The following is a 24,512-nucleotide window of genomic DNA, read 5'->3' on the forward strand; positions in this document are numbered from 1 at the left end:
GGCGTTCCGCTGTTCAGCGCAGCCGGCCTTCCCTTCCGCCGGCGAAACACAAAAAAGTCTGCAAGGCAGGTTGCCTTGCAGACTTTTTCTATCCCGCGCTCCACGGCCGCATTCAGAAAAAGAACGAATAGATATTGTAGCAGCTGATCGCCATGACCAGCACCATGGAAGCCTCAAACAGCCGCGTGGCGCGCTGCTCGCTCAGCCGCTTGTTGATCCGGCCGCCGACCTCGCCGCCGACCACGCCGCACAGCACCATGCCGGCCAGCAACCACACGGAAAGCGCCGGAATGCCGTCGCCCAATGCCGTGGCCAAAATGCCGACCGACTGGCTGATCAAAATGACATACAAGCTGTTCTGCGCGGCCACCTTGGTGGACATGGAGAAAAAGAAATACAATACCGCCATGTTGAACGGTCCGCCGCCGATGCCCAGAAACGTGCCCAGCATCCCGAGACCTAGGCCGATCAGGATGCAGGCCGGCTTGCTGCGCACCTGCAGCATGTGCAGCCGGCTTTTGTTGACCGTATACAGCAGCGTGGCGAACGTCGCCGCCAGCAGCAGCCCCGCCTGCACGCCGCCCGCGGTGTTCGCATCCGCAAACAACCCCGCCACCGCGGAAAACAGCTGCTTGCCGAACAGGCCGCCCGCCGCCGCGCCGATGGCCAGCGGCGTGGAAACCGCAAGGTCGATCTGGGAATCCCGCTTGACCATGGATTTACCAACCGACCAGCAGGTCATGCCGATGACCGTGCAGCCGGACAGGAAATTGATCGCCGCCACCTGCATCACGCCGGTCGCGTCCAGCACCGGCTTGATGATCACACCGCCGCCCATACCGCAGATCTTGCCGATGATGCAGGCCAGAAAAGCGGTCAGAAAACAGATCACATACATGCGATCCCACCCTCATTTCTCTCGGCCGTTCTCCCGAACCGCCATTTTTTTAACCGCGCGGCGGCGTCAGCCCCAGCCGCTCGAACTGCTCGGCCGGACTGTCATGCCGCGCCATGGCCTGCGCCAGCTTGCCGCACATCATGCGCTCAATCTCCGGATCGTCCAGCGGATGCTCCTGCTGCGGATCGGTTTGCAGATCGAACAGCAGATTATGCCCCACGATCTCATACCGCTCGGCAAAATTCTGCGAATCATTGGCAAAGCGCGTGATCGTGTTGGGGATGCGGAACACCGGATAGTCCGTATAGGACAGAAACGGCCCGGCCGTGATCTGCGACACGTCGGTTAAGTGGTCGAAGTCCCAGTAATGGCAGATCGTGCTCGGCATCGCCGTATACAGGTTGAGCGGCCGGTTATCCTCGCGCACCGCCGAACGGAAGTAGGTATAGCGCCCGTCACAGATGTTGACCTGCCGGCCGAACACACCGTAAATGACCGACTCGTGGATGCGGTCGCACTCGCCCCGCATGAGCGGCAGCAGACTTGCCCCGTGCAGCGGATAGCGGCAGTCCTTCTGCCCGATGCCGAAGAAATCCAGAATGGTCGGCATCAGGTCGATGTTCTGCGTCAGCGCCGCGCAGCGTGTCGGGCCGGTCATGCCCGGCGTCCAGACCATCATCGGGATCTGGTAGATCTCGTTGTAGCAGGGCATGTAGTTTTTCGCCAGAAAGCCCTTTTCGCCCAGCATGTGGCCGTGGTCGGTGGTCAGGACGACCATCGTGTCCTCCCACAGGTCGTGCTTGTCCAGCACGTCCAGCAGGCGGCCCAGCCAGCGGTCGCTCATGGTCACAAGCGTCGCGTACCGGCGGCGCAGATGCTCGATCGCCTCCGCGGTCGCCTGCTCGCTGCCCGCGTATTCCGGCCAGTAATAGAGCTTGTCTTTGTAGTCGTCCGGGTACTCCGCCGCGTCCTCGTCCGGGAAGTCGAACGGCTCGTGCGGGTCAAACGAATCGACCAGCAAAAACCAGTTGTCGTCCGCGTGGTGCTCTTCCACCCAATCCGCCGCATGGTGCAGCGTTTTGGGCGAGGGGTATTCAGACTCGTCCGTAAAGCGCGCGCGGTTGCGCACATACTGCGCCTCGTCCTGCCCGTAATGCGGCCGCTCGGGCATCTTGCCGAGGTTGGACGCCCACACGTCGGTCTCCTGCCCGCGGAAAAACTCCCACGAATCGAACACCGCATGGTAATTCTCGCCGCCCAGATGGAAATAGTGGAAATGGTCGGTCGCCAGATGGCTGAAATACCCGTTGCGGTGCAGCACATCGGGCAGCGTGCAGTCAAACGGCTGCACGGGCGCCCAGTTGCGCTCGAGGAAGTCGATGCGGCCGGTCAGCAGGTCGTGCCGCGCGGGCATGCAGGGCGCCGAGCCGACAAAGTGGTTGTCAAACACGCAGCTGCGCGCCGCCAGGCGGTCCATGTTAGGCGTGCGTACCCAAGTGTTGCCGTAGGCGGGCAGAAAGCGGCGGTTGAGGCTGTCCATCAGCACAACGATGGTTTTCATCTTGCGTCCCCCCTATCGAATGCCGCGCGTCTGCGCGCAGGCGGTGCACCAGGTTTTCTGTGCCGCCGGATGGTGATCGACCATATAAGCCAGACGGGCGCGCGCCTGCTCGACCTGCGCGCGGTACGCGGGGTCGGAGACACAGTTTTTCGTCTCCATCGGGTCGCGCGTCAGGTCGTAGAACTCCTCGTAAGGCGCCTCGCCCAGCTGATAACCCAGATACTTGATGTACTTGCTGTTTTCCGTGATGATCGACTGCCATGCGTTGCTGCGGCGGCCGTCCGCCCCGCGCCAATACGGCGTGTCCGTGATCGGGACGCCGTCGATGCGCTCCTCGGTAAAGTCACTCTCGGCAAAGCAGAAATCGCGGCAGCGGTCGGTCTCCCCGCGCAGCACGGGCAGCAGCGACCGGCACGGGATGACATCGTTATACGCCGGCCAGCTGCGGCTGAGCGCCGCGGCCGGGTCTAGTCCGGCGTAATCCAAAATCGTCGCCGCAAGGTCGGACAGCTCAACCGGCGAGGTGTTTTCCCCGATCGGCGCGGCGCCCGGCAGGCGCACGGCAAGCGGCACGTTGACCGCCTGCCGCCACGGCACACCCTTTTGCAGCAGATAGTGGTCGCCCAGCATGTCGCCGTGATCCGAGGTGAACAGGATGAGCGTATCCTCCAGCATGCCGCGCTCTGAAAGCAGGTCGAGGATCCGGCCAATCTGGTCGTCGATCAGCTTGATCATCGCCTTGGACGAGCGCCGCTGCCGCCAGAGGGCTTCTTTGTCCTCGGGCGCGATCTGCTGTCCCTCGGGCAGCAGGAAGTCGTCCTCCCGCTCGAGCGGGAACATATCCAGATAGCGCTGCGGCGCGTCATAGGGCTTGTGCGGCCCGCAGAACGACACCTTCATGTAAAACGGCTGGTCGGCCGGATGGGCGCGCAGCTGCTCGCACGCGACGCGGCCGGTGACCACGTCGATGTAGTCCTCCTCATCGAACGGCCACGGCAGCGCCTTGTCGTAGTTGTGATGCGGCACATCGCCGTTTGACCCGCCGCACTGCTGGAAAAAGTCGCGCACCTGCGAAAGCAGGCCTTTCTTTTGCAGATAATCGCAGTAAAAACAGTAGTTGGAAACCGCCTGCTGCTTGCCCGCGGTCTCCCAGACGAAGTCGTAGCCATAGGCCTTCTCCCCGTCCTCGCCCGCGACCGGGTCCATGCCGCAGCCGCGCGGCGTGGACCACGGATAGGTCTGGTTGTAATGAAACTTGCCGATGCCGTAGGTCTTGTACCCCGCACGCTGCAGCGCCTGCATGAAGGTCGGGATCTGCGGAAACAGGTCGCCCGACATGGTCAGCGTGCCGATCTGGCGCGGATAGCGCCCGGTGATCAGCGAGGTGCGCGCGGGTGAACAGATCGGATTGGTCGTGTTGCAGCAGGTGAAATACGCGCCCTGCGCGATGCGGTCGATGTTGGGCGTATCCACCACACCGCCCGGCACATAGCCGACATACTCGACCCGCTGCTGGTCGGTCATAAGCAAAAGGATATTGCGCGGCATGCTATCCACACCTTTCTCACGCAAATTGGTTCATAGGTGGATTTCCCCTTGGCCCGGCAAAGCCAAACCAAGGGGAAATCAGAAAGAAGAAGAGAGAGATATGATCGTTTTTCATCCGGTGTCCGCCGAACGGGGTTACCACCACTTGATCAGGTCGGTGACCTTGTTGCGCAGCGCGACGAATTCTTCCGAAACGACGTCGCGCGGCAGCGGCAGCGGGTTGTCCAGTACGGTTTTCACCGAGGTCGGCTTGTTGGTCAGCACCATGATCTTCTGGCTGAGGTAAACCGCCTCTTCGATGTTATGGGTGATGAACAGCACGGTCGTGCCGGTCTTTTTCCACAGCTTGATCAGCTCGTCCTCGAGCTTGAAGCGCAGGTCGATGTCCAGCTGGCCGTACGGCTCGTCCATCAGCAGCAGCTCGGGCTTGGTGGCAAACGCACGCGCGATCGCCACGCGCTGGAGCATACTGATCGACAGCTGGCTCGGATAATAGTTGCGGAACTTGGTCAGGCCGACGATGTCGAGCATCTCCTCGACATTGGCGTCCGCTTCCGCCTTGGGGGTCTTTTTGATCTCCAGCCCGAAGCGGATGTTCTGCTCGACCGTCAGCCACGGGAAGGAGGAATACTCCTGAAAGATATAAGAGATGTTCTGCTTTTTCGGATCGACCGGGATGCCGTTGACCAGGATATCGCCCGCGGTCGGCTCATACAGGCGCGTCAGGCTGTTGAGGAACGTGGTCTTGCCGCAGCCGGTCGGGCCGACGATGCACAGGAATTCGCCTTCCTCCACCTCGAAGTTGAGGTTGTCGAGCACAAGCAGGTCGCCGAACTTTTTGGTCAGGTTCTGCACGCGAACCTTGGGTTCCTTGTTTGCCATTTGCAGCGGCCTCCTTTACAGCGTGTGGTCAACCACCGAGTCGATCTCGCGGCGCAGCCGCAGGAACTCGGGGTCGGTGTAATTGCGCGGACGCGGCAGAGTGATCTCGTATTCCGCCTTGACGCCGGTCGGGCAATTGCGCAGCACCAGAATGCGGTCGGCGAGATAGACCGCCTCTTCGATGTTGTTGGTGACGAAAATGACCGTGCGCTTTTCCGCCTGCCAGATGCGGGTCAGCTCGTCCTGCATCAGATAGCGGGTCTGCGCGTCCAGATGGCCGAAGGGCTCGTCGAGCAGCATGACGAGCGGCTCGTTGCAGTAAGCGCGCGCGATGCCGACACGCTGCTGCATGCCGCCGGACAGCTTGACCGGGAAGGAATTTTCAAACCCCTGCAAGCCGACCAGATCGATGTAATGCTGCGCCTTCTTGCGGCGCTCTTCCTTTTTCACGCCCCGCATCTTGGGGCCGTATTCCACGTTGCCCATGACCGTCAGCCACGGGAACAGCGCGGTGTTCTGGAACACCATGCCGCGGTCCGGGCCGGGGCCTTCGATGGGCTTGCCCTGACAGAGCACTTCGCCCGCCGAGGGCATCTCAAAGCCCGCGACCATGTTGAGGATCGTGCTCTTGCCGCACTGGCCGGGGCCGAACAGCACGAGGAATTCGTTCTCGCGCACCTGGATGTTCAGGTCGCCGACGACCTGATAGCGGCCCTCTTCCGGCTTGTTGAAAAATTTATCGACTTTGCGGAATTCAATCAGCGCGTCGTTTGTGCTTACTTGCCTCTCACTGTCCATGCGCATAATTTAGACTCCACTCCTCTCATAATCGACGTGATCAGCAGGCCGGTCAGCGCGATCGCCATAATGCCTACCATGATCTGGGTCATATTGCCTACTTCCTGACCGCTGATGATCAGCCAGCCAACGCCTTCGGACGAACGGATCATTTCCGCCGCGACGATGGTCGCCCATGCCGAACCGAGCGCAACCTGCAAACCGGAGAAGATGTAGGGCACGGTGGTCGGCAGCACGATCGAGGTGAACAGCTGGTTGTCCTTCGCGCCCAGCATGCGCGCCGCGCGCACCAGCGTCTCGTCAACCGAGTGTACGCCGTTGTAGGTGGTCAGCGCGATGGTGAAGAAGCACGCCAGGAAAATCAGGAAGTACTTCGAACCTTCGTCAAAGCCGAACCATACGATCGAAAGCGGGATCCACGCGATCGGCGGGATCGGACGGATCATCTGGATATAGGGCATGAGGATGGCGTCGGCCAGCTTGTACCAGCCCATCAGGATGCCGACCAGCACGCCCAGCACGCCGCCGAAGAAATACGGGATGAGCATGCGGCGCAGGCTGACCAGAATGTGCATGATCATGGAATGGGTGCCGATCGGTTCGACAAACGCGGTGAAGAACCCGGCCAGAACGGTGACCGGATCGGGCATGACCTTGCCCAGCGACGTCAGCGTTGTTGCGGCATACCAGATGCACAGGAAGATGAAGATACCCAATGCACCGAACAGCACTCTTTTCTTTTTCTCAGTCATCAGGTTCTGCCTCCTTTAATCATCTTTCTGCCCAGCCACTGGATGATCGAGGACAGCACGGCGCCCGTGATCGCAATGACGATCATACCGACGATAACGATATCCAGTCGGAAGATGCCGCGCGCCTGCTGGATCATGAAGCCCAGGCCCTTGGTGGATGCGAGCAGTTCGGCTGCGACCAGCGTGGTCCATGCGGAACCCAGCGCAACATCCAGGCCGGTGAAGATCATCGGCAGCGCCGACGGAATCGCGATCTTGGTCAGCAGCTCCCAGTTGCTTGCGCCAAAGGTCTGGCCGACCCACAGATGCACGGTTTTGGTCTGTTTGATGCCGGAATAGCTGTTGATGACCATGGCGACCATGGCCGAAATGAAAATAACCAACGCTTTGGACAGAAACCCGATGCCGACGAGCGTAACCATGACCGAAGTCCACGCAACGCCCGGGATGGTACGCACCAGATCGAACACCGGGCGCACGCACATATCGACCTTATCGTTCCACGCCATGAAGATGCCGAGCGGGATGCCGATGATCGCGCCGATCACATAGCCGCCCAGTGCGACCTGCAAGCTTGCGATCAGGTGCTCGAGCAGCGTTGCGCCGTCCGGTTTGGTCTCATACCACTTTTTGATGAAGGACTCGAACACCTTGACCGGAGACGGCAGCGCGTTCGAACGGAAGATGCCCAATCCGTCGGTCACCAGCCACCAGACGAAAATGCCCAAGCAGATGGATAGTATACTGATGAAGAAATATTTGTTGATCTGAAACTTCTTTTTGCCTTTCATTTGCCCCGCTCCCTTGCTGCATCAGCCGAAAAAATCGCCTGTTTGCCGTCATTTTTCCGCAAAAAGGGAGCCCATGGAGCATGGGCCCCCTTTCGCAGGCTTTTTTATTGTGTTGTTTGGGCGTTATTCGAGCGTTGCCGCCTTGACCGTGATGCCCAGCGCATCCTGTACCGGTCCGACGTTGATCGCCTCTTCGATGAACTGCACCTGATCCTCCTCGATCGTGCCGATCGAAGCGAAGAAATTGCCAACCTGCAGCGTGCCCGAACCCAGGTAATAATCATCCGCGGTCAGATCGTCCGGCACGATGAACGGACGGATCTCGGTTTCCGCCTTGACGTCGTCTGCGTCCGCCGGCTTGCCGTTTTCCGAATAGAACTTGAGCGCGAACTCATTGCGCAGATCCGGATCGGCCTGCAGCTCCTCGGCAGCCTTGTACATGCCGCGCAGGAACAGAACCACATCGCCGTAACGGTTTTCCAGGATGTCCTTGCGGGCCAGGAAGCCGTTGAGGAATTCGGTGTCGGTCGCTTCCAGGCAGTCGGCAACCGCTACCATGCCGTTGTCTTCCATCATGTTGCAGTAGTCCACGTCGGTGGCAACGAACACGTCGCCTTCACCGGTCAGGATCGCCTGCGCCGCCGCTGCACGGTCCATGTTGAGGTACTCGTAATCCGCGCCGGCCGTCAGACCGAACTGCGAGAAGTAAGAAGCGGCAACCCACTGCTCCATCGTGGAGGTCGGGCCGAGAACGGTCAGGCCCTTGAGGCTGTCCGCGCTGCCGTACATATCCGGCTTGCCGTCGATCTCACCCTTGTGCTGGAGCACCGGGCTGTCCGGACGGACATAAACGTTTACCGTGACCGAACCGCTGTCGGATTCCGCGATCCAGTCGCACAGGCCGGACGCCATCGAATACACCGAAGCCAGACCGTTGGACGCGACGTCCAGCTGCTCGGCTGCGAGGCCTTCGTTTTCCGGAGAACCGTTCGGGAACATAATCAGGTTGACATCCAGACCCAGTTCGTCAAAATAACCTTTTTCTTCTGCATAAACCGTGGGGATGGAGATGATGTTGGACTGCACGCCTACGTTCAGGGTCTGGCCGGACGCCGTGAACGTGCCGTCGCTCGAGCCTTGGGACGCGTTCTGGTCATCGCCGCCCGCGTTTGCATCGTTGCCGCCGCATGCGGCCAGGCTGGTCAATACTGCACCGGTAAGAAGTAATGCGAGTAATCTTTTTTTCATGATTCATACCTCCCTCTGATTTGACTTCAGTTTACCGTAAAATTTACACAAAGTCTTTTTAATTTTTGACCCCGTTTTTCACATTTATGACATCATTCGGCTTTCTTCTTTTTTCGGATGTCGTTCGGCTTGCAGCCGAAGGATTTGTGAAAAACGGTGGAAAAGTAGCTCATATTGGTGATGCCGACGCTCAGCGCGATGTCGGAAATGCGCATATTGGTCGTCTCGAGCAGACGCTTGGCGCGCCGCATCCGCATGGTCATCAAAAATTCCGAAAAATTGACCCCGACCTCTTTTTTGAACTGCCGGGACAGATAGTCGCGGTTGAGATAGACAAAATCCGCCACCGTGTTGAGCGAAATATCCTCGGTATAGTGAAAGCCGATGTAGTCGATCGCCCGCTGGATCGGGGCGGAATACAGCTTGTCCTGCCCGCGCAGCAGATCGAGCCCCTGCTGCACGCAGCGCAGCATTTCCGGATAGGTGCGGCTGTTCTCGATGCCGGCCTCCACCTCTTCCAGTTCCATGCCGAGCTTGACCCGGATGCCGGCAAACATTTGCAGCAGCGCCTCCTTGAGGAACGGCACCCGCACATGATATCGCTGCGCATACCCCATCAGCTTGGTGATCTCGGTGCAGCCTTTGCCGATCTCCTTCTCCTCGATCTGAAGGGTCGCGCGCATGATGTAGGTCTCCACCTGGCGGATGCCCATTTCCTCAGCCCCCGCCTCGGCCGCGGTCTGATAAAACCGGCTGTCGCGGTCCTCGTCCGCCTCGGCAAAGGCCTGCTGCAATTTCTCCAGATGATAGTGCACGCGGCTGCATCCGACCGCGTCGTCAAACCGGTCGTCCGCGCTGCGGAACACGGCGGCGGCGCGGTCGTCCTGCAAGGGGCCTTCCTCCTTGTGCAGGTTGACCAGCAGATACATTTCCTGACTGTTATAGGCATAAAACAGCGGATTTTCAAACCCGCCCCGCAGGCTTTCCTGCATCCGGTCCACGTTGCTTGCGCTGTTGCGGAACGCGACCACCACAAACGCCCGGTCACTTAAGTAGATGTGATTGGCCCGCAGATCGCTTTCCCGGATCGGCTGCACGCTTTCGTCCTGCTCCGCCAGACGGCGCAGGTAATTGTTGCGGCTGATCTGCTGCGCCGCACCCTTGGCACTGTGCTCCTGCCGGCCCTGCTTCATTTCTTTCAATACATCGCGCATCCGTTCCACGCTGACCTCGTTTTTGAGGATGTAATTGCTGGCCTGATGCTGCATCGCCGCGCGCGCATACTCAAAATCATCGTGACAGGTCAGCATGATCACGCTGACCGACGGATCGCGTTTTTTGATCTCGCGCAGCAGCTCGATGCCGTCCATTTTGGGCATGGTGATATCGGCAAACACCAGATCCACCGGCGTTTTCTCGAGCGTTGCCAGCGCCTTCGCGCCCGAGGTCACCGCGCCGATGATCTCGTTTTCCGGGTCCGCATTGCGGATGCATTGCACGATATATTGGTTGATGAGCGGTTCATCGTCAACCACCATGATCTTCATGTGTCGCCTCCTTTGCCGCATCCAACGCGGTCTTGCGCTTGTTTTTCAGCTCCTTGTATCGGTCCATTGTGACCGTCACCGTCGTATATTCTCCCAGCCGGCTTTTCACCCGCACGCCGGAATTGCCGCCGTAGATGATCTCCAGCCGCTTCTGCACATTTTTCAGGCCGATGCCGTGGTGCATCCGGCCGGACTTGTAGTGGCCCGACGCGATCTCGTCCAGCCGCTTGTGCGCGATGCCCTCGCCGTTATCCGTCACCTCAATGTAGAGTGCCGCGCCGCGGAAACCCGCGCGCATCCGGATCTCGCAGCCCTCGTCCTTCTCCGCAAAGCCATGGAAGAAGGAATTGCCGACGATCGGCTGCAAGATCATGCGGGGCACCGGAATAGACAGCATCTGCTCCGGAATCTCGCAGAAAAACTCCACATCTTTTTCCGTCCGGCAGTTCATGATGGCGATGTAATTGCGCACCAGATGCAGTTCTTCCCCCAGCGGCACAAACTGGATCTCCGGCGTGGACGGAATATGCAGCAGCTCGACCAGCTCGTTCATCATGCGGCTCGCACGATCCACATGCCCCATGGCGATCAGGCTTTTGACCGCCAGAAGCGTATTATTGAGAAAATGCGGGTTGATCTGCGCCTGCAGAAAGTCGTATTCCGTGCGCTGCTTTTCCTGCTCGCGCAGCCGGATGTCCTCGATCAGCTCTTTGATGCGGTGGATCATGCCGTTGAACGCCGTGGTGAGGACAAAGGTCTCCTCGTAGGTCTCGCTGACCGGCAGCGGCGTCAGACGGTCGGCCCGCATATCGCCGATCGTGTCGGTCACTTCGACCAGCACGTCGGTCACCTGCTTGACGCGCACATAGGCCAGAATGCCGGCGACCAGGCAGCCGGCCAGCACCACCAGCAGGCAGTTGCGGATGAGCGCGAAGCCCTCCTGCAGCAGCGCGTCGATGTTCTGCTCCTCGACAAAGGTCCAGCCGCTGTCCTTGTCGCAATAGCTGGCCAGAATGACATTTTCGTCGCCCCGCTGGATGATGCGATAGGAGTTATAGCCGTATTCCTCCTGAAACGCCTCCATGCTCGTCATCCAGTTGCCCACGCGCTGCGCGTTGGTGTGGCAGATGATGATGCCGTTCTGGTCGAGGATGTACACCTTTGCGCCGTCGCTGACCAGCTTCTGGAAGGTTCGGAACAGGGCTTCATGCTCGCTGGTGATGACGATCACGCCGATCGGCGTCCCGTCCGGCGCGTACACCGTCCTGCCGTAGGACAGGCCGTAGCTGGAGATATCGCTCACATCCCAAAAGCGCAGGTTCCAGCTGGTATCGGTCTCGCCGCTGTAATGGCGGATATACCAGTAGGTGCTCTGCAAGCTCTCGATGTTGCTCTTGTCGTCGTCCGTGGTGAACTGGCGATGGTCGTTCATGACGATGTCGATCGTAAAATCCATGCCGATATGCTGCAGCAGCGCCTCGGTCGCCTCCAGCTGATGTGCGATCTGCTGCGTGGTCCGGTCGTTTGCGTCCGCGGTCAGCACCTCATAGAAATCGTCGTAGACCATGTTCATGACGTTGACCATATTGGTCCGGTTGACCGAGTTGCTGTCGCTGATCTGCTGCAAAACATCCACGCGGGATTCTCCCTTTTCCTCCAAAACCAGGTAAAAGGTGAAATACGCGATCGCGCTGACCGCGATGATCACCGAAACCACAATGCACAGCAGACTGGTCGCAATCACCGACTGCGACATTTTCTTTCTTCGTCTTGGCCGCTGCCTTTTTCCGCTCAAAGCCTCTTTCCTCCCTTTGCACCGTTCTGGTATTTCTGGCATGTATCCCCCATGATACCCGATAAACGGCAAAAATGCACACCCTTATTCTTCCAACAAGAGTGTGCATTTCGGTATGCAGCGAGAAATCAGAGACCCATCCGTTCGAACTGCTCTGCGGGAGCGTCATACCGCTCCATACACTGCTTCAGCTGCGCCATGCAGGCACTCTCCAATTGCTTGTCCAGAATCGGATGCTCCTGCGCATAATCCGCCTGGATATCAAACAACAGCGTCTCCGCATTGAAGGGCGACCGGCCGACAAATTCCTGCGACGCGTTGCCCCAATGGATGATGTCCGCCGGGAAGCGGTAAACCGGGTAGTCGGTCCACGACAGGAAGCGGCCCATTTCGATCCGTCCGTAATCGACCACGTTCACGCCGTCGTTGCCGCCGTAGACCTGACGCAGCACGGTCGGCATGGCGGTGTAGACATAGAGCGGGGTATTGCTCTCGTCCTTGGCGGCGCGAAAATAGGTGTATTTGCCGTCCGTCCACGCGATCTGCTTGCCGAAATAGCCGTAGATCGTGCTCTCGTGCACGGTATCGGTCTCGCGGCGCATCGCGGGCAGCAGGCTGCGGCCGTGGATCGGGTATTGCAGCACGTCCTCGGAGATGCCGAAGTATTCCAGCACGGTCGGCAGCACGTCGATGTTCTGGGTGACGGCGTTGCAGCGGCCGGGCGCAACGCCGGGCGCTGCCGCCATGAGCGGGATGTGGAACACTTCGTTATAGGGCGACATGTAGTTTTTCGCCATGTAGCCATGCTCGCCCAGATGATAGCCGTGGTCGGTGGTCAGGATAATCATGGTGTCTTCCCACATGTTGTACTTGTCCATGACATCCAGAATCTCGCCCAGATGACGGTCGGTCATCGTGGTCAGCGCCTTGCAGCGGCGGCGCAGATGCTCGGTCTCCTCGAGCGTGAATTCGTTGGGCGCGTAGGACGGATGGGTGAAGTCCGGGCCGTCGTAGTCGCCTTCCTGCTCGTACATGTCCAGATAGTACTTCGGGCAGTCGAAGGGTTCATGCGGGTCGAACGCCTCGACCCAGAGGAAGAAGTTATCCGCGTCGTGGTTGTCCTCCAGCCACTCGGCCGCGTGCCACATGGTCTTGACGCTCGGGTAGTCATACTCGGTGCGGAAGTGCGAACGGTTCTCGCGCTCGGCCTCGGACCAGGTGCCCTTGAAGCCTTCGGGCGGCACATCCGGGCGGATGCCGTCCTTGCAGGGGCGCGTCCAGACCGGGTCGCCCTCCTGCCCGCGGTTGACCTCCCACGCGGTGAAGCCCTTGGTGTAGTTCTCGCCGCCGGGGATGACATAGTGCGCATGGTCGGAGAACATCTGGGTGTGGATGTTCTTTTCCCCCGACAGGATGCTTTGCAGCGACTGGTCGAACGGTTCCATCGCGCCCCACGGCTTCTCGAGGAAGTTGAGGCGGCCGGTCATGATATCGCGGCGGGCGGGCATGCACGGCGCCGAACCGCACCAGTGGTTGTCAAAAACCACCGAGCGGCGCGCCAGCCGATCCATATTCGGGGTGATAGCGTCCCCGCCGTAGGCCGGCAGCATGCGGCGGTTGAGCGTGTCGCAAAGGATAAATACGGTTTTCATACGGTTTCCCTCCTATATTGTCATGGCTCCTGTAAACCAATCCTCCGGTATTGTTCGGCCGGCGCGTCGTTTGCCTGCATCAGCGCGCGCATGAGCGCGATCATGCGCTGCTCGAGCGCGGGATCGTCCAGCGGCTGCATCTGCCCCGGGTCGCTTTGCAGATCGAACAGCAGATCGCGGTTTTCCTCCGCCGCGACCGACATGCACGGATAAAAATCCTTGGGCATCGCGATTTTGAGCACGCGGCAGCCCTTGGTGAACGAAAACGGCTCGGCCAGTTCCAGCTGCTGCAATTCTTCCGGCGCATACATCGCGCGCTGGTGCAGCGGCAGCAGCGTATAGTCGTAAAGCGGCGTATCCGGCCGATCGGCGCGCATGTACACATACCGCCCGTCGGTCACGCAGACGTGCGCACCGAACATGCCGAACAGCGCGGCCTCGCGCACCGGCTTGTCCGTCCGCACGGTGTCCCGCAGGTCGTGCCCCTGCATGTCGGGCGTCGGCGCGACGCCGAAAAAGCCCAGCAAGGTCGGCGCAAGGTCGATGGTCTGCACGAGCGCCTGCCGCCGCTCGCCCGCGCAGCCCGCGCGCGGGTCCCAGAGAAACAGCGGCGTGTGCGACAGCTCCTCGTAAAACGGCGGGCGGTTTTTCGCCCACCAGCCGTGCTCGCCGAGCAAAAAGCCGTGGTCGGTCGCCACGATCAGCATGGTGTCCCGCCACATGTCGTGCGCGTCCATGTAGTCGAGCAGATGGCCGAGATAGTCGTCGCACATGGACAGCAGCACGCCGTACTGGTTACGGCAGTGCGCCGCCGCGCCCAGCGGCTCGGTGACGTGGTCGTACGGCGGCCAGTCAAAGCGCGGGCCGTCGTAATCGTCGGGATACAGCCGCTGATATGCCGGCTGGGTGAAAAACGGCTCGTGCGGATCGAACGGCTCGATGTGCAGCAGCCAGTTGTCCGCGTTGCGGGTGCGGTCGAGGAATTCCCATGCCAGCGAAAACACCTGTCCCAACGGCTGCTCATCGGCGCTGCCGAAATACTGCCGGTTGACCTCATCCTGCCGTCCGGCCTGTCCCAGATGCGGCGGAATGTCCGGGTCGGCGACCTGCGCCCTCCACGGGTCGCCCTCCTGCCCGCGCACGCACTCCCATGAGCTGTACCGCGTGTGGTAGGTCGCGCCGCCGTCCTCCCAATAGTGCTGATGGTCGGAAATCAGGTGCGTGTACACGCCGTGCCGCTTGAGCAGCTCGGGCATGGAGTCGTCAAACGGCTCGACCGGCCCCCAGCTGCGGTGCAGGAAGTTGTACCGCCCGGTATGCAGCTCGCGCCGCGCGGGCATGCAGGGCAGCGAACCGGCGTAGCAGCGGTCAAACTGCACGGTGCGCGCCGCCAGCCGCCGGAAATTCGGCGTATGCGTCCAGTCGCAGCCGTAGGGCTCGAGACAATGGCGGTTGAGTGAATCAAACAGCAAAAGGATCGCTTTCATGCGCAACTCCCCTTTTCCGGCAAAGCCGTTTTTTCGGGCGGCACACACCCCGCCCATGATAGGACCATTATAAATTTCGCCCGTCTGTAAATCTTTCAAATATCTGATGTCATTTTTCAATTTTATGTGCATTCTCGACAAGCACGCCCGGCGCATACCCGCGCACTTTGCATAATTGCAACAAAAAACCGCGGTACATGTCGCCATGTACCGCGGTTTTCCGCACTTTCTTCGGTTTTCTCAGCCGCGCATCCGGCAAATCAGCCGCACCGCGTCCATCAGCTTGCCCTCGCGCTGCGTGAAGAACTTCCGATACGCCGCGCAGTAACAGGTCTGGTCGATCGCGCCGTCCGGCAGCACCAGCCGGTCGCGCCGGCAGCCGTTGCGGCACAGGCCGTACCACCGGCAGGCGCGGCACTGCTCGGGCACGCGCAGCGACGCCTCAACAAACCGCCACGCGACCTCGCCCTGCTGCATCTCCGCAAAGGAGGTTTCCCCCACCGTGCCCATGCGCCACTCGTCAAGCACATAAAAATCGCAGGGGTACACGCCGCCGTCGCCCTCGACGACAAACTGCACCGAGCACTGTCCCGCCATGTTGCAGGCTTCGGGCCGGTCGCCCAGCAGGATGGACAGCCAGTTGTCCAGATGGCGGATGCTGACATATTCGCCGTGCCGCAGGTCGTCATACCACAGGTCAAACAGGCGGATGAGGAAGTCGCCGTAGCCTTCGGCGGACAGATGGTACTTTTCCTCGCCGCGCTGCTGCTCCATCGGCTCAAGGCAAGGGATGAATTGCAGCCAGCGGAAGCCCTGCCTGCGGTAAAAGCGGTAGATTTTCTCGACCGCGCGCGCGTTGCGCCCGGTCACGACACACAGGATGTTGAACTCCACGCCGTGCTTTTCCATCAGCTGCGCCGCGCGCAGCACGCGGTTGAACGTCCCGTCGTCCGCGGCGTCCACCCGGTTGAGGTTGTGCAGGTCCGCCGGGCCGTCGAGCGACAGGCCGACCAGAAAGTGATGCTCCGCGAAAAACTTCGCCCATGCCTCGTCGATCAGCAGGCCGTTGGTCTGGATCGCGTTGCGGATCTCCACGCCCGGCCGCGCATACTTGCTTTGCAGCTCGACCACACGGCGGTAAAAATCCAGCCCTGCGAGCGTCGGCTCGCCGCCCTGAAACGCGAACGAGCAGATATGCTCGGCATACTCCATGCCCGCCCGGATGACGCGTTCCATGTCCTCGAGCGACAGCATGCCCTCGAACGCCTGCGCGCGGTGCTCGGCCACGTCCCGGTAAAAGCAATAGCGGCACGCCATATTGCAGGCGGATGAGGCGGGTTTGATCAGGATATTGATCGGCGGCATGGTCCATTCCCCCTGTTTCCGGTTTCCCGTCCGGCGCTTCACGCGAAAAGCCCGTCCGGATGTATCCGCTATTATACTACGCGTTTTGCGCCGCCGCAAGGGGCTTTTACAGCGCGTGCACCGCCTCGAGTGTCTTGAGCGCGATCACCTCGGAGTAGTTGGTGTGCGACACCAGCGCGCGCTCAATGCGCGAAAGATCCTCCGCGAGCAGCGCCTCGATGATCTCATGGTGCTCGGTGTAATAGTCCCGCTTCTCGGCCGTGCCCACGCGCACGGAATACACCCCGAACCGGTACTGCACCTCCATCAGCCCCGCGAAAAACGTGTCCAGCGTGCGGTTTTCCGCCGCCGCCACCAGCCAGCGGTGAAAGTCGGTGTCCAGCTGATAGTAGGCGCGGTCGTCCGCGCGGTCGAGCGACGCAAACCGCCGGTCAAAATCCAGCAGCGCGGCCTTGTCGAACCGCAGACAATATTTGACGCAAACCGTCGGCTCGATCAGCTTGCGAATCTGATATATCTCACTGATGCGCGCATGGGAGAAACCCGCCACGCGGATGCCCTTGCGCGGGAAAATCTCAACCAGCCCTTCGCCCCGCAGCGCAAGCAGCGCCTCGCGCACCGGCGTGCGCCCGCAGTCGAGCGTCTCGCATAGCCCTTTTTCAGAAAGCGGCTGTCCGGGCATATATTCGCAGTCCTGTATGCGCTGTTTGAGCACCTGATAGGCTTGTTCGGTCAAGGAAATGGGTTTTTCCGCCATGACTTGCTTCTCCTCTCCTGCGGGCAGAGCATGCCCTTACGGGATTATCCTATCATATTTTTTTCAGCCACGCAAGGCTTGGCGCTTGCATTCCGGCAGACGGCGTGCTATGCTGTATTTACTGATATATCACAGGAGGGAAGTCCTATGCCGCTCTGGAAGGACGAGGCGGAGAAATTCCGCCTGATGAAGGAAAAGCTGTACACCCCGGTCGTGGGGGACATTCTGGACGCGATGGGCTACACGCACCAGTTCCTGCCGCCCGACATCCGCCCGCTGCGCGAGGAGATGAAGCTCGCCGGATACGCAATGACCGTGCTGATGATCGACGTGTTCGGCCCGCAGGAAAAACCGTTCGGCCTGCTGACCGAAGCGCTCGACCAGCTCAAGGAAAACGAGATCTACCTTGCCACCGGCGGCACGGGCCGCTGCGCCTACTGGGGCGAGCTGCTGACCGCCACCGCCCGCACCCGCGGCGCGGCAGGCGCGGTCGTCAACGGCTACCACCGCGACACACCGCAGGTGCTTGCGCAGCACTGGCCGGTGTTCTCGCGCGGCGCATGGGCGCAGGATTCGTCCGTGCGCACGCAGGTCGTGGACTTCCGCTGCCCGATCGAAATCGGCCAGGTCACCATCCACGACGGCGATCTAATTTTCGGCGACGTAGACGGCGTGCTGGTCATCCCGCAGGAGGTCGCGGACGAGGTGCTCGAAAAGGCGCTCGAGAAGGCCGCGGGCGAAAAGAAGGTGCGCGCCGCGATCGAAGGCGGCATGTCCGCAACCGAAGCCTTCCGCGTGTTCGGCATTTTGTGAGGAGGACTGCGGCATGACGCTGGAACAGACCGCTTTCGTCATCGACCGGCGCGACAATGTCGCGACCGCGCTCGCCGCGCTCACACCGGGCGCGGTGCGCCTGACCGGCGAGCCGGTGCAGCCGGAAACCACCGCCACGCAGGACATCCCGGACGGGCACAAGCTGGCGCTGCGCGACATCGCGGCGGGCGAGGACATTGTCAAGTACGGCGTGGTCATCGGCCGCGCGACCGCGCCCATCCCGGCGGGCAGCTGGGTGCACCTGCACTGCATGCGCAGTCTGGTGGACGAGCGCTCGTCCCATCTGGACGTGGTGACCGGCGCGCCCACCGACATCAGCTATGAATAAGGAGGGCGGCAAGATGCAACCCGAACAAGTCATTTGGCAGGGCTACGGCCGCGCGGACGGCTCGATCGGCATCCGCAACAAGGTGCTGGTCGTGTACACGGTCGAGTGCGCGCACTTTGTCGCCGAGCAGATCGTCCGGCAGGCGGCGGACAGCGAAACCGAGCTGGTCGGCTTTGCCGGCTGCACGGACAACCAATATGCCGTGCGCCTGCTGCTCGCGCTCATCCGGCATCCCAATGTGGGCGCGGTGCTCGCGGTCGGACTGGGCTGCGAATACACCCAGCCCGAGCGGCTGGCCGAAGCCGCCCGCCAGGCCGGACGCCCCGCAAGCTGGTTTTTCATTCAGGACATGGGCGGCACCGCCTCCTCCATCGCGCATGGCGTGGATTGCGTCCGCTGGCTGCGCGCGCAGCTGCGCGACACGCCGCGCGTCCCCATGCGGCTGCGCGATCTGGTGGTCGGCGCGGAGTGCGGCGGCTCGGACTACACCAGCGGACTGGCGGGCAATGTCGCGGTCGGCCGGTTTTACGACCATCTGGTCGCCCACGGCGGCACGGCCGTGTTCGAGGAAATCGTCGAAGCGGTCGGGCTGGTCGATCTGCTGGCCGGGCGCGCAGCAAACGAACAGGCGCGGCGCGAAATCGTATACACCTATCACAAGGCGATGGACTACTGCAAGTCCGTGCGGCAATATTCGGTCAGTCCGGGCAATTTCGCGGGCGGGCTGTCCACCATTGAAGAGAAAAGCATGGGCGCGGTCGTCAAAAGCGGCAGCCAGCCGATCGAGGGCGTCATCAAGGTCGGGCAGCGCCCACCGCACACCGGCCTGTGGCTGCTCGACTCCACGCCCGACCCGCACTGGATGCAGTTCGGCATCACCAACCCGAACGACAACGAAGGGTTGATGGATCTGATCGCCGCGGGCTGCCACCTGACCATTCTGGTCACCGGACGCGGCAACGTGGTCGGCTCAGCGGTCGCGCCGGTCATCAAGGTGACCGGCAACAGCCGCACCTTCCGCCGCATGCAGGGCGACATGGACTTTGACGCAGGACCGGTGCTGACCGGTGCGGAAACGCCCCAAGCGCTCGGCCTGCGGCTGGCGGACAAGGTGATCGCGGTCGCGTCCGGCGAGCAGACGTGCAGCGAAGCGCTCGGTCACAAGGAATACTGCATTCCTTATAAATATCAGGACAAACAAGTCGGGGCGACGCCCCGCTGTGAACAGGAGTGTTGAAAGATGAATCATCCGTTTTCCCTGGAAGGCAAAACCGCGCTCATCACGGGCGGCGCGACCGGGCTTGGCCTTGCCATGACCGGCTGCATGATCCAAGCGGGCGCACGCGTGGTCGTGGTCGGCCGCGACAAGGCCCATTTTGACGAAAACTGCGCCCAGTTCGGCAACAAAGCGCTGTTTTTTGCGAGCGACGTCGCGCAGACCGACGCTACCCCCGCGCTGGCGGACCGGATTCTCGCTGCGACCGGCTGCGTGGACATTCTGGTCAACAACGCGGGCAACCACTGCAAAAAGCCGATCGAAGAGATGGAGCCGGCCGACTTCTCCCGCGTGCTGCAAACCCATCTGGTCGGCTCGTTCGCGCTGACCCGCGCATTGCTGCCCCAGATGCGTGCGCGGAAAAGCGGCAGCGTGCTGTTCATCGCCTCGATGACCAGCTACATCGGCCAGCCCTACGTCATGGGATATTCGGCCGCCAAATCCGGCGTGCTCGGCATGGTGCACACGCTCTCGGCCGAGGTCGCAGCGGACGGCGTGCGCGTCAACGCGATCGCGCCCGGCTGGATCGACACGCCCATGTACCGCGCGGCGACCGACAACGATCCCCCGCGCCGCGCCAAAATCCTCGGCCGCATCCAGATGAACCGCGTCGGCGAGCCGGCCGACATCGGCTGGGCCGCCGTATACCTGTGCTCGGACGCGGCCAAGTACGTCACCGGCGTGTGCCTGCCCGTGGACGGCGGCGCGCTGGTCGGCTTCTGAATCCCGATCCATTCTCTCCCCCCTTTCGGCGGCCGGACCCACTTGGGTCCGGCCGCTGTCTTTTGCCTGCCGCCGCCCTTCTCAAGCCCTTTGTATTTTTGTTTGTTTTTCCCATTTTTTCATCTTTTTCCCCAAGGGGTTGTGCATGCTTTTTGCTAAGTTGCACAACATGCCCAAAACATACTTACAAATTAACAAATTTCTCATTTTATTCCGTCAATTTTGACAATTGACGCATGATTTTCCGTGTGGTATATTGGTAGACGAAAGCAAGACTTAACAAAAAGATACACAAAACAAAACCGAAACCAAACCATCTGTTGTGCGCGGCAAAACCGATGGCTTGGTCTTTTCCTGCCGTTCGTCACGGCACTTTTTATGGCAGAACGCCGGCTCTCCGTCGGCATCGGCAATAAATTTCCATCAAAAAAGGAGACTTGAACATGGATTTCCATCTGACCCGTGAACAGGAACTGGTTCGCCAGATGATGCATGACTTCACCGAAAACGAAGTCAAGCCCATCGCTGCGGAAACCGACAAAACCTCTACCTACCCCCGTGAGACCATCGAAAAGCTGTTTGATCTGGGCGTTATGGGCATGATCGTACCGGAAGAGTTCGGCGGCGCCGGCGCGGACGACATCTGCTCCGCCATCGCCATCGAAGAACTGTCCAAGCAGTGCGCTTCCACCGGCGACATCCTCGCTACCCACAACGGCCTGTGCTGCGGCCCGATCATCCAGCACGGCACCCCTGAGCAGAAGGAAAAGTATCTGCGCATGCTGACCGAAGGCCACAAGGTAGGCGCGTTCGCGCTGACCGAGCCGGACGCTGGTTCCGACGCTGCCAAGGGCACCTGCACCGCGGTCCTCGACGGCGACCATTATGTACTGAACGGTTCCAAGATCTTCATCACCAACGGTTATGTTGCGGACGTTTTCGTTGTGTTCGCCATGACCGATAAATCCAAGGGCACCCGCGGCATTTCCGCGTTCATCGTGGAAAGCTCGTTCCCGGGCTTCTCTGTCGGCAAGCACGAGGAAAAGCTCGGCCTGCACGGCTCGCCCACGGCGGAAATCGTGTTCACTGACTGCATCGTTCCGAAGGAAAACCTGCTCGGCCAGGAAGGCAAGGGCTTCAAGATCGCCATGCAGACCCTCGACGGCGGCCGTATCGGCATCGCTGCCCAGGCGCTCGGCATCTCCGAAGGCGCAATGGAAGAGGCTATGGCCTTCGCCAAGACCCGTGAGCAGTTCGGCCGTCCGATCGCAAAGTTCCAGAACACCCAGTTCGTCTTTGCCGATATGCACGTTGCCATCGAGGCTGCCCGCCTGCTGACCTACAAGGCTGCTTCCCTCAAGACCGAAGGCAAGCGCTTCACGGTTGACGCTGCAACCGCAAAGCTGTTCGCTTCCGAGGCTGCCATGAAGATCACCACCAAGGCAGTTCAGATCCACGGCGGCTACGGCTACACCAAGGATTACCCGGTTGAGCGCATGATGCGTGACGCCAAGATCACCGAGATCTACGAAGGCACGAGCGAGATCCAGCGCGTCGTTATCTCCGGCAACATTCTCGGCAAGTAAGAATAGGAGGAAAACAGAACATGAAAGCAATCGTTTGTGTAAAGCAGGTTCCGGATACCTCCGGCAAGGTTGCGGTCAATCCCGACGGCACCCTGAACCGCGCATCCATGGCCACCATCATCAACCCGGACGACAAGAACGCGGTGGAAGCCGCCCTCAAGCTCAAGGACGAGACCGGCTGCAAGGTTGTTGTTGTCACCATGGGTCCTCCCCCGGCGCAGGGCATGCTGCGTGAGCTGCTCGCTATGGGCGCGGACGAAGCGATTCTGGTTTCCGGCCGTGAGTTCGGCGGTTCGGATACCTTCGCAACCTCCCAGATCCTCGCCGCAGCCATCAAGAAGCTCGGCCTTGAGGATGACGACATCGTTTACTGCGGCCGTCAGGCTATCGACGGCGATACCGCGCAGGTAGGCTCCCAGATCGCGGAGAAGCTCGGCATCCCGCAGATCTCCTACGCTGCCGATATCAAGAAGGAAGGCAACACCATCACCGTCAAGCGTATGCTGGAAGACGGTTACATGACCATCCAGACCCACACTCCCTGCCTGCTGACCTGCATCAAGGAGCTGAACGTTCCCCGTTACATGTCCATCAAGGGCATCATGAAGTGCTATGACAAGCCGGTTACGGTTTATGACTACAACGCCCTGAAGGATGATCCGCTGATCGATCCGGCTACCATCGGCCTGAAGGGTTCTCCCACCAACATCTTCAAGTCCTTTACGCCCCCGCAGAAGGGCCAGGGCAAGATGCTCGAAGGTGCCGATATGTCCACCTGCGAAGAGCTGGTCGGCGAGCTTCAGAAGAAGCACATCATTTAACTGAAAGGGGAATATTGAACAATGGCTGATTTCAATAACACCAACCTCGCCGATTTTTCCGGCGTATGGGTATTTTGTGAACAGCGCCAGGGCAAGCTCCAGCCGACCGTGCTTGAGCTGATCTCCGAGGCGCGCAAGCTGGCGGACGACATGGGCGTCGAGGTATGCGGCCTGCTGCTGGGCGGCAAGGGCGTAGGCGACTCCATGGTCAAGGAACTGGGCGCTTACGGCGCGGATAAGGTCCTTGTTTGCGAGAACGACCTGCTCGAGACCTACACCACCGATGCATACGCAAAGGTAATCTGCGATACCGTTATGGCCAAGAAGCCGGAGATCCTGCTGATCGCGGCTACCAACATCGGCCGTGACCTGGGCCCGCGCTGCGCAGCTCGCCTGCACACCGGCCTGACCGCAGACTGCACGCACCTCGACGTTGACGTTGAGAAGTACGCTGCCTTCCTGAAGGAAGCTTCCACCCTGCCCGAAGCACAGATCGACGCGCTTGATCGTGCCGACCGCAACCTGAAGATGACCCGTCCGGCATTCGGCGGCCACCTGATGGCGACCATTATCTGCCCGCGCTTCCGTCCCCAGATGGCGACCGTTCGTCCGGGCGTTCTGAAGAAGGGCGAGTACAACGAAGCGAAGGCAAACGCTGTTGTTGTCGAGAAGGTTGAGGCACAGCTGTCTGAGGCAGATCTGCAGACCAAGGTTCTGGAAGTTGTCAAGGAAGCCAAGGAGCTCGTTGACCTGACCGGCGCAGACGTAGTCGTTTCCGTTGGCCGTGGTATCTCTAAGGACGTTGAGACCGGCATCAAGCTGGCGGAAGAGCTGGCTGGCCTGTTCGGCGGCGTTGTCGGCGGTTCCCGTGCAGCGATCGACTCTGGCTGGCTGACTGCCGACCATCAGGTTGGCCAGACCGGCAAGACCGTACATCCGAAGCTGTATGTTGCGCTGGGTATCTCCGGTGCGATCCAGCACAAGGCTGGCATGCAGGATTCCGAGTGCATCGTAGCGGTCAACAAGTCTGACTCCGCTCCGATCTTCGACGTAGCAGACTACGGCATCTGCGGCGACCTGTTCAAGGTTGTTCCGATGATGATCGACGCGATCAAGGCTGCAAAGGCTTCCAAGTAATTCAGCCTCCTCTCTCCCACTGATCCCCCGGGCAGCACCGATTGTACCTCCTATTCTCCGCCACGGGCCGGAGCATCCCGCGGTGTGCGATCCGCCGGAAGCCAACGACGGGTCCGGTGCTGTTCTCCTTCCCGTTTCAGTGTGGATAATCCTCATAAGAGCCGCAGGGCTGCTGCCCTGCGGCTTTTCCCTGTCCGTTTGCGGGCGCAAAGGCGCAAAAAAGCCGGCAGCTTATGCTGCCGGCTTTTTCTGTCTCCGTTTTTGGTTATTCGCCCATCACCTGAAAGACGATGTCGCGCGTGCGGTCGCGGGTGTCGCACTCGACCAGCGTCAGGTTCTGCCACGGGCCGATGGTGATCTCCCCTTCGACAAAGGGGATAACGATGAACGGGCTGAGCAGCGCCGCCTTGATGTGCGACGAGCCGTTGTCATCGTGCCAAGTGTCGTGGTGATGGTAGTAGATCACACGGCCGTTCTCGTCCTTATAGGGCGAAAACACGTCCAGCGCGGCCTTGAGGTCGTGGTGCACCATGCCCGGCTCAAACTCGAGCGTGGTCAGGCCCGCCACGCCGCCGGTCGTGAAGCCGGTGATGATGCCCGACTTTATGCCTGTGTTGCGGCAAGCGTTGTGCACCGCCGCGCGGAAATCATCGGTCACATCGATCATGCCCATATGGGCGCGGGTGCGGTAAGTTTTGGTTTCGGTATAAACTGCCATTGGTAAAA

Annotated in this window: 22 protein-coding genes; 7 read left to right on the forward strand and 15 right to left on the reverse strand. The window is 60.6% G+C overall.

All coding sequences use genetic code 11. The features are described from left to right. Window positions 1-112: 112 nt before the first annotated feature. The 14 genes from EJL02_RS04475 to EJL02_RS04540 form a co-directional block, all read right to left on the reverse strand. Window positions 113-898, reverse strand: coding sequence for a sulfite exporter TauE/SafE family protein (locus tag EJL02_RS04475; RefSeq protein ID WP_125115213.1), 786 nt, complete (start codon window positions 896-898; stop codon window positions 113-115). A gap of 49 nt (window positions 899-947) precedes the next feature. Next, a complete protein-coding gene (locus EJL02_RS04480) occupies window positions 948-2,459 on the reverse strand; it encodes a sulfatase (RefSeq protein WP_125115214.1) in 1,512 nt (503 codons plus the stop codon). 12 nt (window positions 2,460-2,471) lie between these two features. Beyond that, window positions 2,472-4,007, reverse strand: a complete 1,536-nt coding sequence (locus tag EJL02_RS04485; protein ID WP_125115215.1) for a sulfatase family protein — start codon at window positions 4,005-4,007, stop codon at window positions 2,472-2,474. A gap of 135 nt (window positions 4,008-4,142) precedes the next feature. Further along, a complete protein-coding gene (locus EJL02_RS04490; protein ID WP_125115216.1) occupies window positions 4,143-4,889 on the reverse strand; it encodes an ABC transporter ATP-binding protein in 747 nt (248 codons plus the stop codon). A 15-nt stretch (window positions 4,890-4,904) separates the two neighbouring features. Further along, the gene (locus EJL02_RS04495) at window positions 4,905-5,693 is read right to left on the reverse strand and encodes an ABC transporter ATP-binding protein (protein WP_442857997.1); all 789 of its coding nucleotides are present in this window, start codon (window positions 5,691-5,693) and stop codon (window positions 4,905-4,907) included. Further along, window positions 5,666-6,439 (reverse strand): ABC transporter permease, encoded by a 774-nt coding sequence (locus EJL02_RS04500; protein WP_125115217.1) that lies wholly within the window; start codon window positions 6,437-6,439, stop codon window positions 5,666-5,668. Before EJL02_RS04500 ends, EJL02_RS04495 begins: the two co-directional genes overlap by 28 nt. Next, on the reverse strand, window positions 6,439-7,230 hold the full coding sequence (locus EJL02_RS04505) for an ABC transporter permease (RefSeq protein WP_125115218.1): 792 nt from the start codon (window positions 7,228-7,230) through the stop codon (window positions 6,439-6,441). The genes EJL02_RS04500 and EJL02_RS04505 overlap by 1 nt, the downstream gene beginning before the upstream one ends. Window positions 7,231-7,353: 123 nt before the next feature. Next, window positions 7,354-8,478, reverse strand: coding sequence for an ABC transporter substrate-binding protein (locus tag EJL02_RS04510; RefSeq protein WP_125115219.1), 1,125 nt, complete (start codon window positions 8,476-8,478; stop codon window positions 7,354-7,356). A 92-nt stretch (window positions 8,479-8,570) separates the two neighbouring features. Further along, the gene (locus EJL02_RS04515) at window positions 8,571-10,025 is read right to left on the reverse strand and encodes a response regulator (RefSeq protein ID WP_164510287.1); all 1,455 of its coding nucleotides are present in this window, start codon (window positions 10,023-10,025) and stop codon (window positions 8,571-8,573) included. Beyond that, complete coding sequence (locus tag EJL02_RS04520; RefSeq protein ID WP_164510288.1) at window positions 10,006-11,781, reverse strand: sensor histidine kinase; 1,776 nt, start codon at window positions 11,779-11,781, stop codon at window positions 10,006-10,008. The genes EJL02_RS04515 and EJL02_RS04520 overlap by 20 nt, the downstream gene beginning before the upstream one ends. Window positions 11,782-11,948: 167 nt before the next feature. Further along, window positions 11,949-13,472 (reverse strand): sulfatase, encoded by a 1,524-nt coding sequence (locus tag EJL02_RS04525; RefSeq protein ID WP_125115222.1) that lies wholly within the window; start codon window positions 13,470-13,472, stop codon window positions 11,949-11,951. 20 nt (window positions 13,473-13,492) lie between these two features. Beyond that, a complete protein-coding gene (locus EJL02_RS04530; RefSeq protein ID WP_125115223.1) occupies window positions 13,493-14,959 on the reverse strand; it encodes a sulfatase in 1,467 nt (488 codons plus the stop codon). Between the two features lie 240 nt (window positions 14,960-15,199). Continuing rightward, on the reverse strand, window positions 15,200-16,324 hold the full coding sequence (locus tag EJL02_RS04535) for an anaerobic sulfatase maturase (RefSeq protein ID WP_125115224.1): 1,125 nt from the start codon (window positions 16,322-16,324) through the stop codon (window positions 15,200-15,202). A gap of 106 nt (window positions 16,325-16,430) precedes the next feature. Continuing rightward, on the reverse strand, window positions 16,431-17,081 hold the full coding sequence (locus tag EJL02_RS04540) for a GntR family transcriptional regulator (RefSeq protein ID WP_125115225.1): 651 nt from the start codon (window positions 17,079-17,081) through the stop codon (window positions 16,431-16,433). Window positions 17,082-17,228: 147 nt separating this feature from the next. Between EJL02_RS04540 and EJL02_RS04545 the strand changes: the two genes are divergently transcribed. The 7 genes from EJL02_RS04545 to acrA all read left to right on the forward strand — a co-directional run bounded on the left by EJL02_RS04545 (window position 17,229) and on the right by acrA (window position 23,786). Further along, window positions 17,229-17,894, forward strand: coding sequence for an RraA family protein (locus EJL02_RS04545; RefSeq protein WP_125115226.1), 666 nt, complete (start codon window positions 17,229-17,231; stop codon window positions 17,892-17,894). A gap of 13 nt (window positions 17,895-17,907) precedes the next feature. Next, window positions 17,908-18,243, forward strand: a complete 336-nt coding sequence (locus tag EJL02_RS04550; protein ID WP_125115227.1) for a UxaA family hydrolase — start codon at window positions 17,908-17,910, stop codon at window positions 18,241-18,243. Between the two features lie 13 nt (window positions 18,244-18,256). Further along, window positions 18,257-19,480, forward strand: coding sequence for a UxaA family hydrolase (locus tag EJL02_RS04555; RefSeq protein WP_125115228.1), 1,224 nt, complete (start codon window positions 18,257-18,259; stop codon window positions 19,478-19,480). Window positions 19,481-19,483: 3 nt separating this feature from the next. Continuing rightward, the gene (locus tag EJL02_RS04560; protein ID WP_125115229.1) at window positions 19,484-20,242 is read left to right on the forward strand and encodes an SDR family NAD(P)-dependent oxidoreductase; all 759 of its coding nucleotides are present in this window, start codon (window positions 19,484-19,486) and stop codon (window positions 20,240-20,242) included. A gap of 443 nt (window positions 20,243-20,685) precedes the next feature. Further along, a complete protein-coding gene (locus EJL02_RS04565) occupies window positions 20,686-21,828 on the forward strand; it encodes an acyl-CoA dehydrogenase (RefSeq protein ID WP_125115230.1) in 1,143 nt (380 codons plus the stop codon). A 20-nt stretch (window positions 21,829-21,848) separates the two neighbouring features. After that, the gene (gene acrB / locus EJL02_RS04570) at window positions 21,849-22,649 is read left to right on the forward strand and encodes an acryloyl-CoA reductase electron transfer subunit gamma (protein ID WP_125115231.1); all 801 of its coding nucleotides are present in this window, start codon (window positions 21,849-21,851) and stop codon (window positions 22,647-22,649) included. A gap of 21 nt (window positions 22,650-22,670) precedes the next feature. Next, a complete protein-coding gene (gene acrA / locus EJL02_RS04575) occupies window positions 22,671-23,786 on the forward strand; it encodes an acryloyl-CoA reductase electron transfer subunit beta (protein WP_125115232.1) in 1,116 nt (371 codons plus the stop codon). 265 nt (window positions 23,787-24,051) lie between these two features. Here acrA and EJL02_RS04580 read toward each other — a convergent pair whose 3' ends face one another. Further along, a complete protein-coding gene (locus EJL02_RS04580; protein WP_125115233.1) occupies window positions 24,052-24,504 on the reverse strand; it encodes a YjbQ family protein in 453 nt (150 codons plus the stop codon). Window positions 24,505-24,512: the final 8 nt, after the last annotated feature.

The organism is Agathobaculum sp. Marseille-P7918, from assembly GCF_900625105.1.
Lineage (GTDB): Bacteria > Bacillota > Clostridia > Oscillospirales > Butyricicoccaceae > Agathobaculum.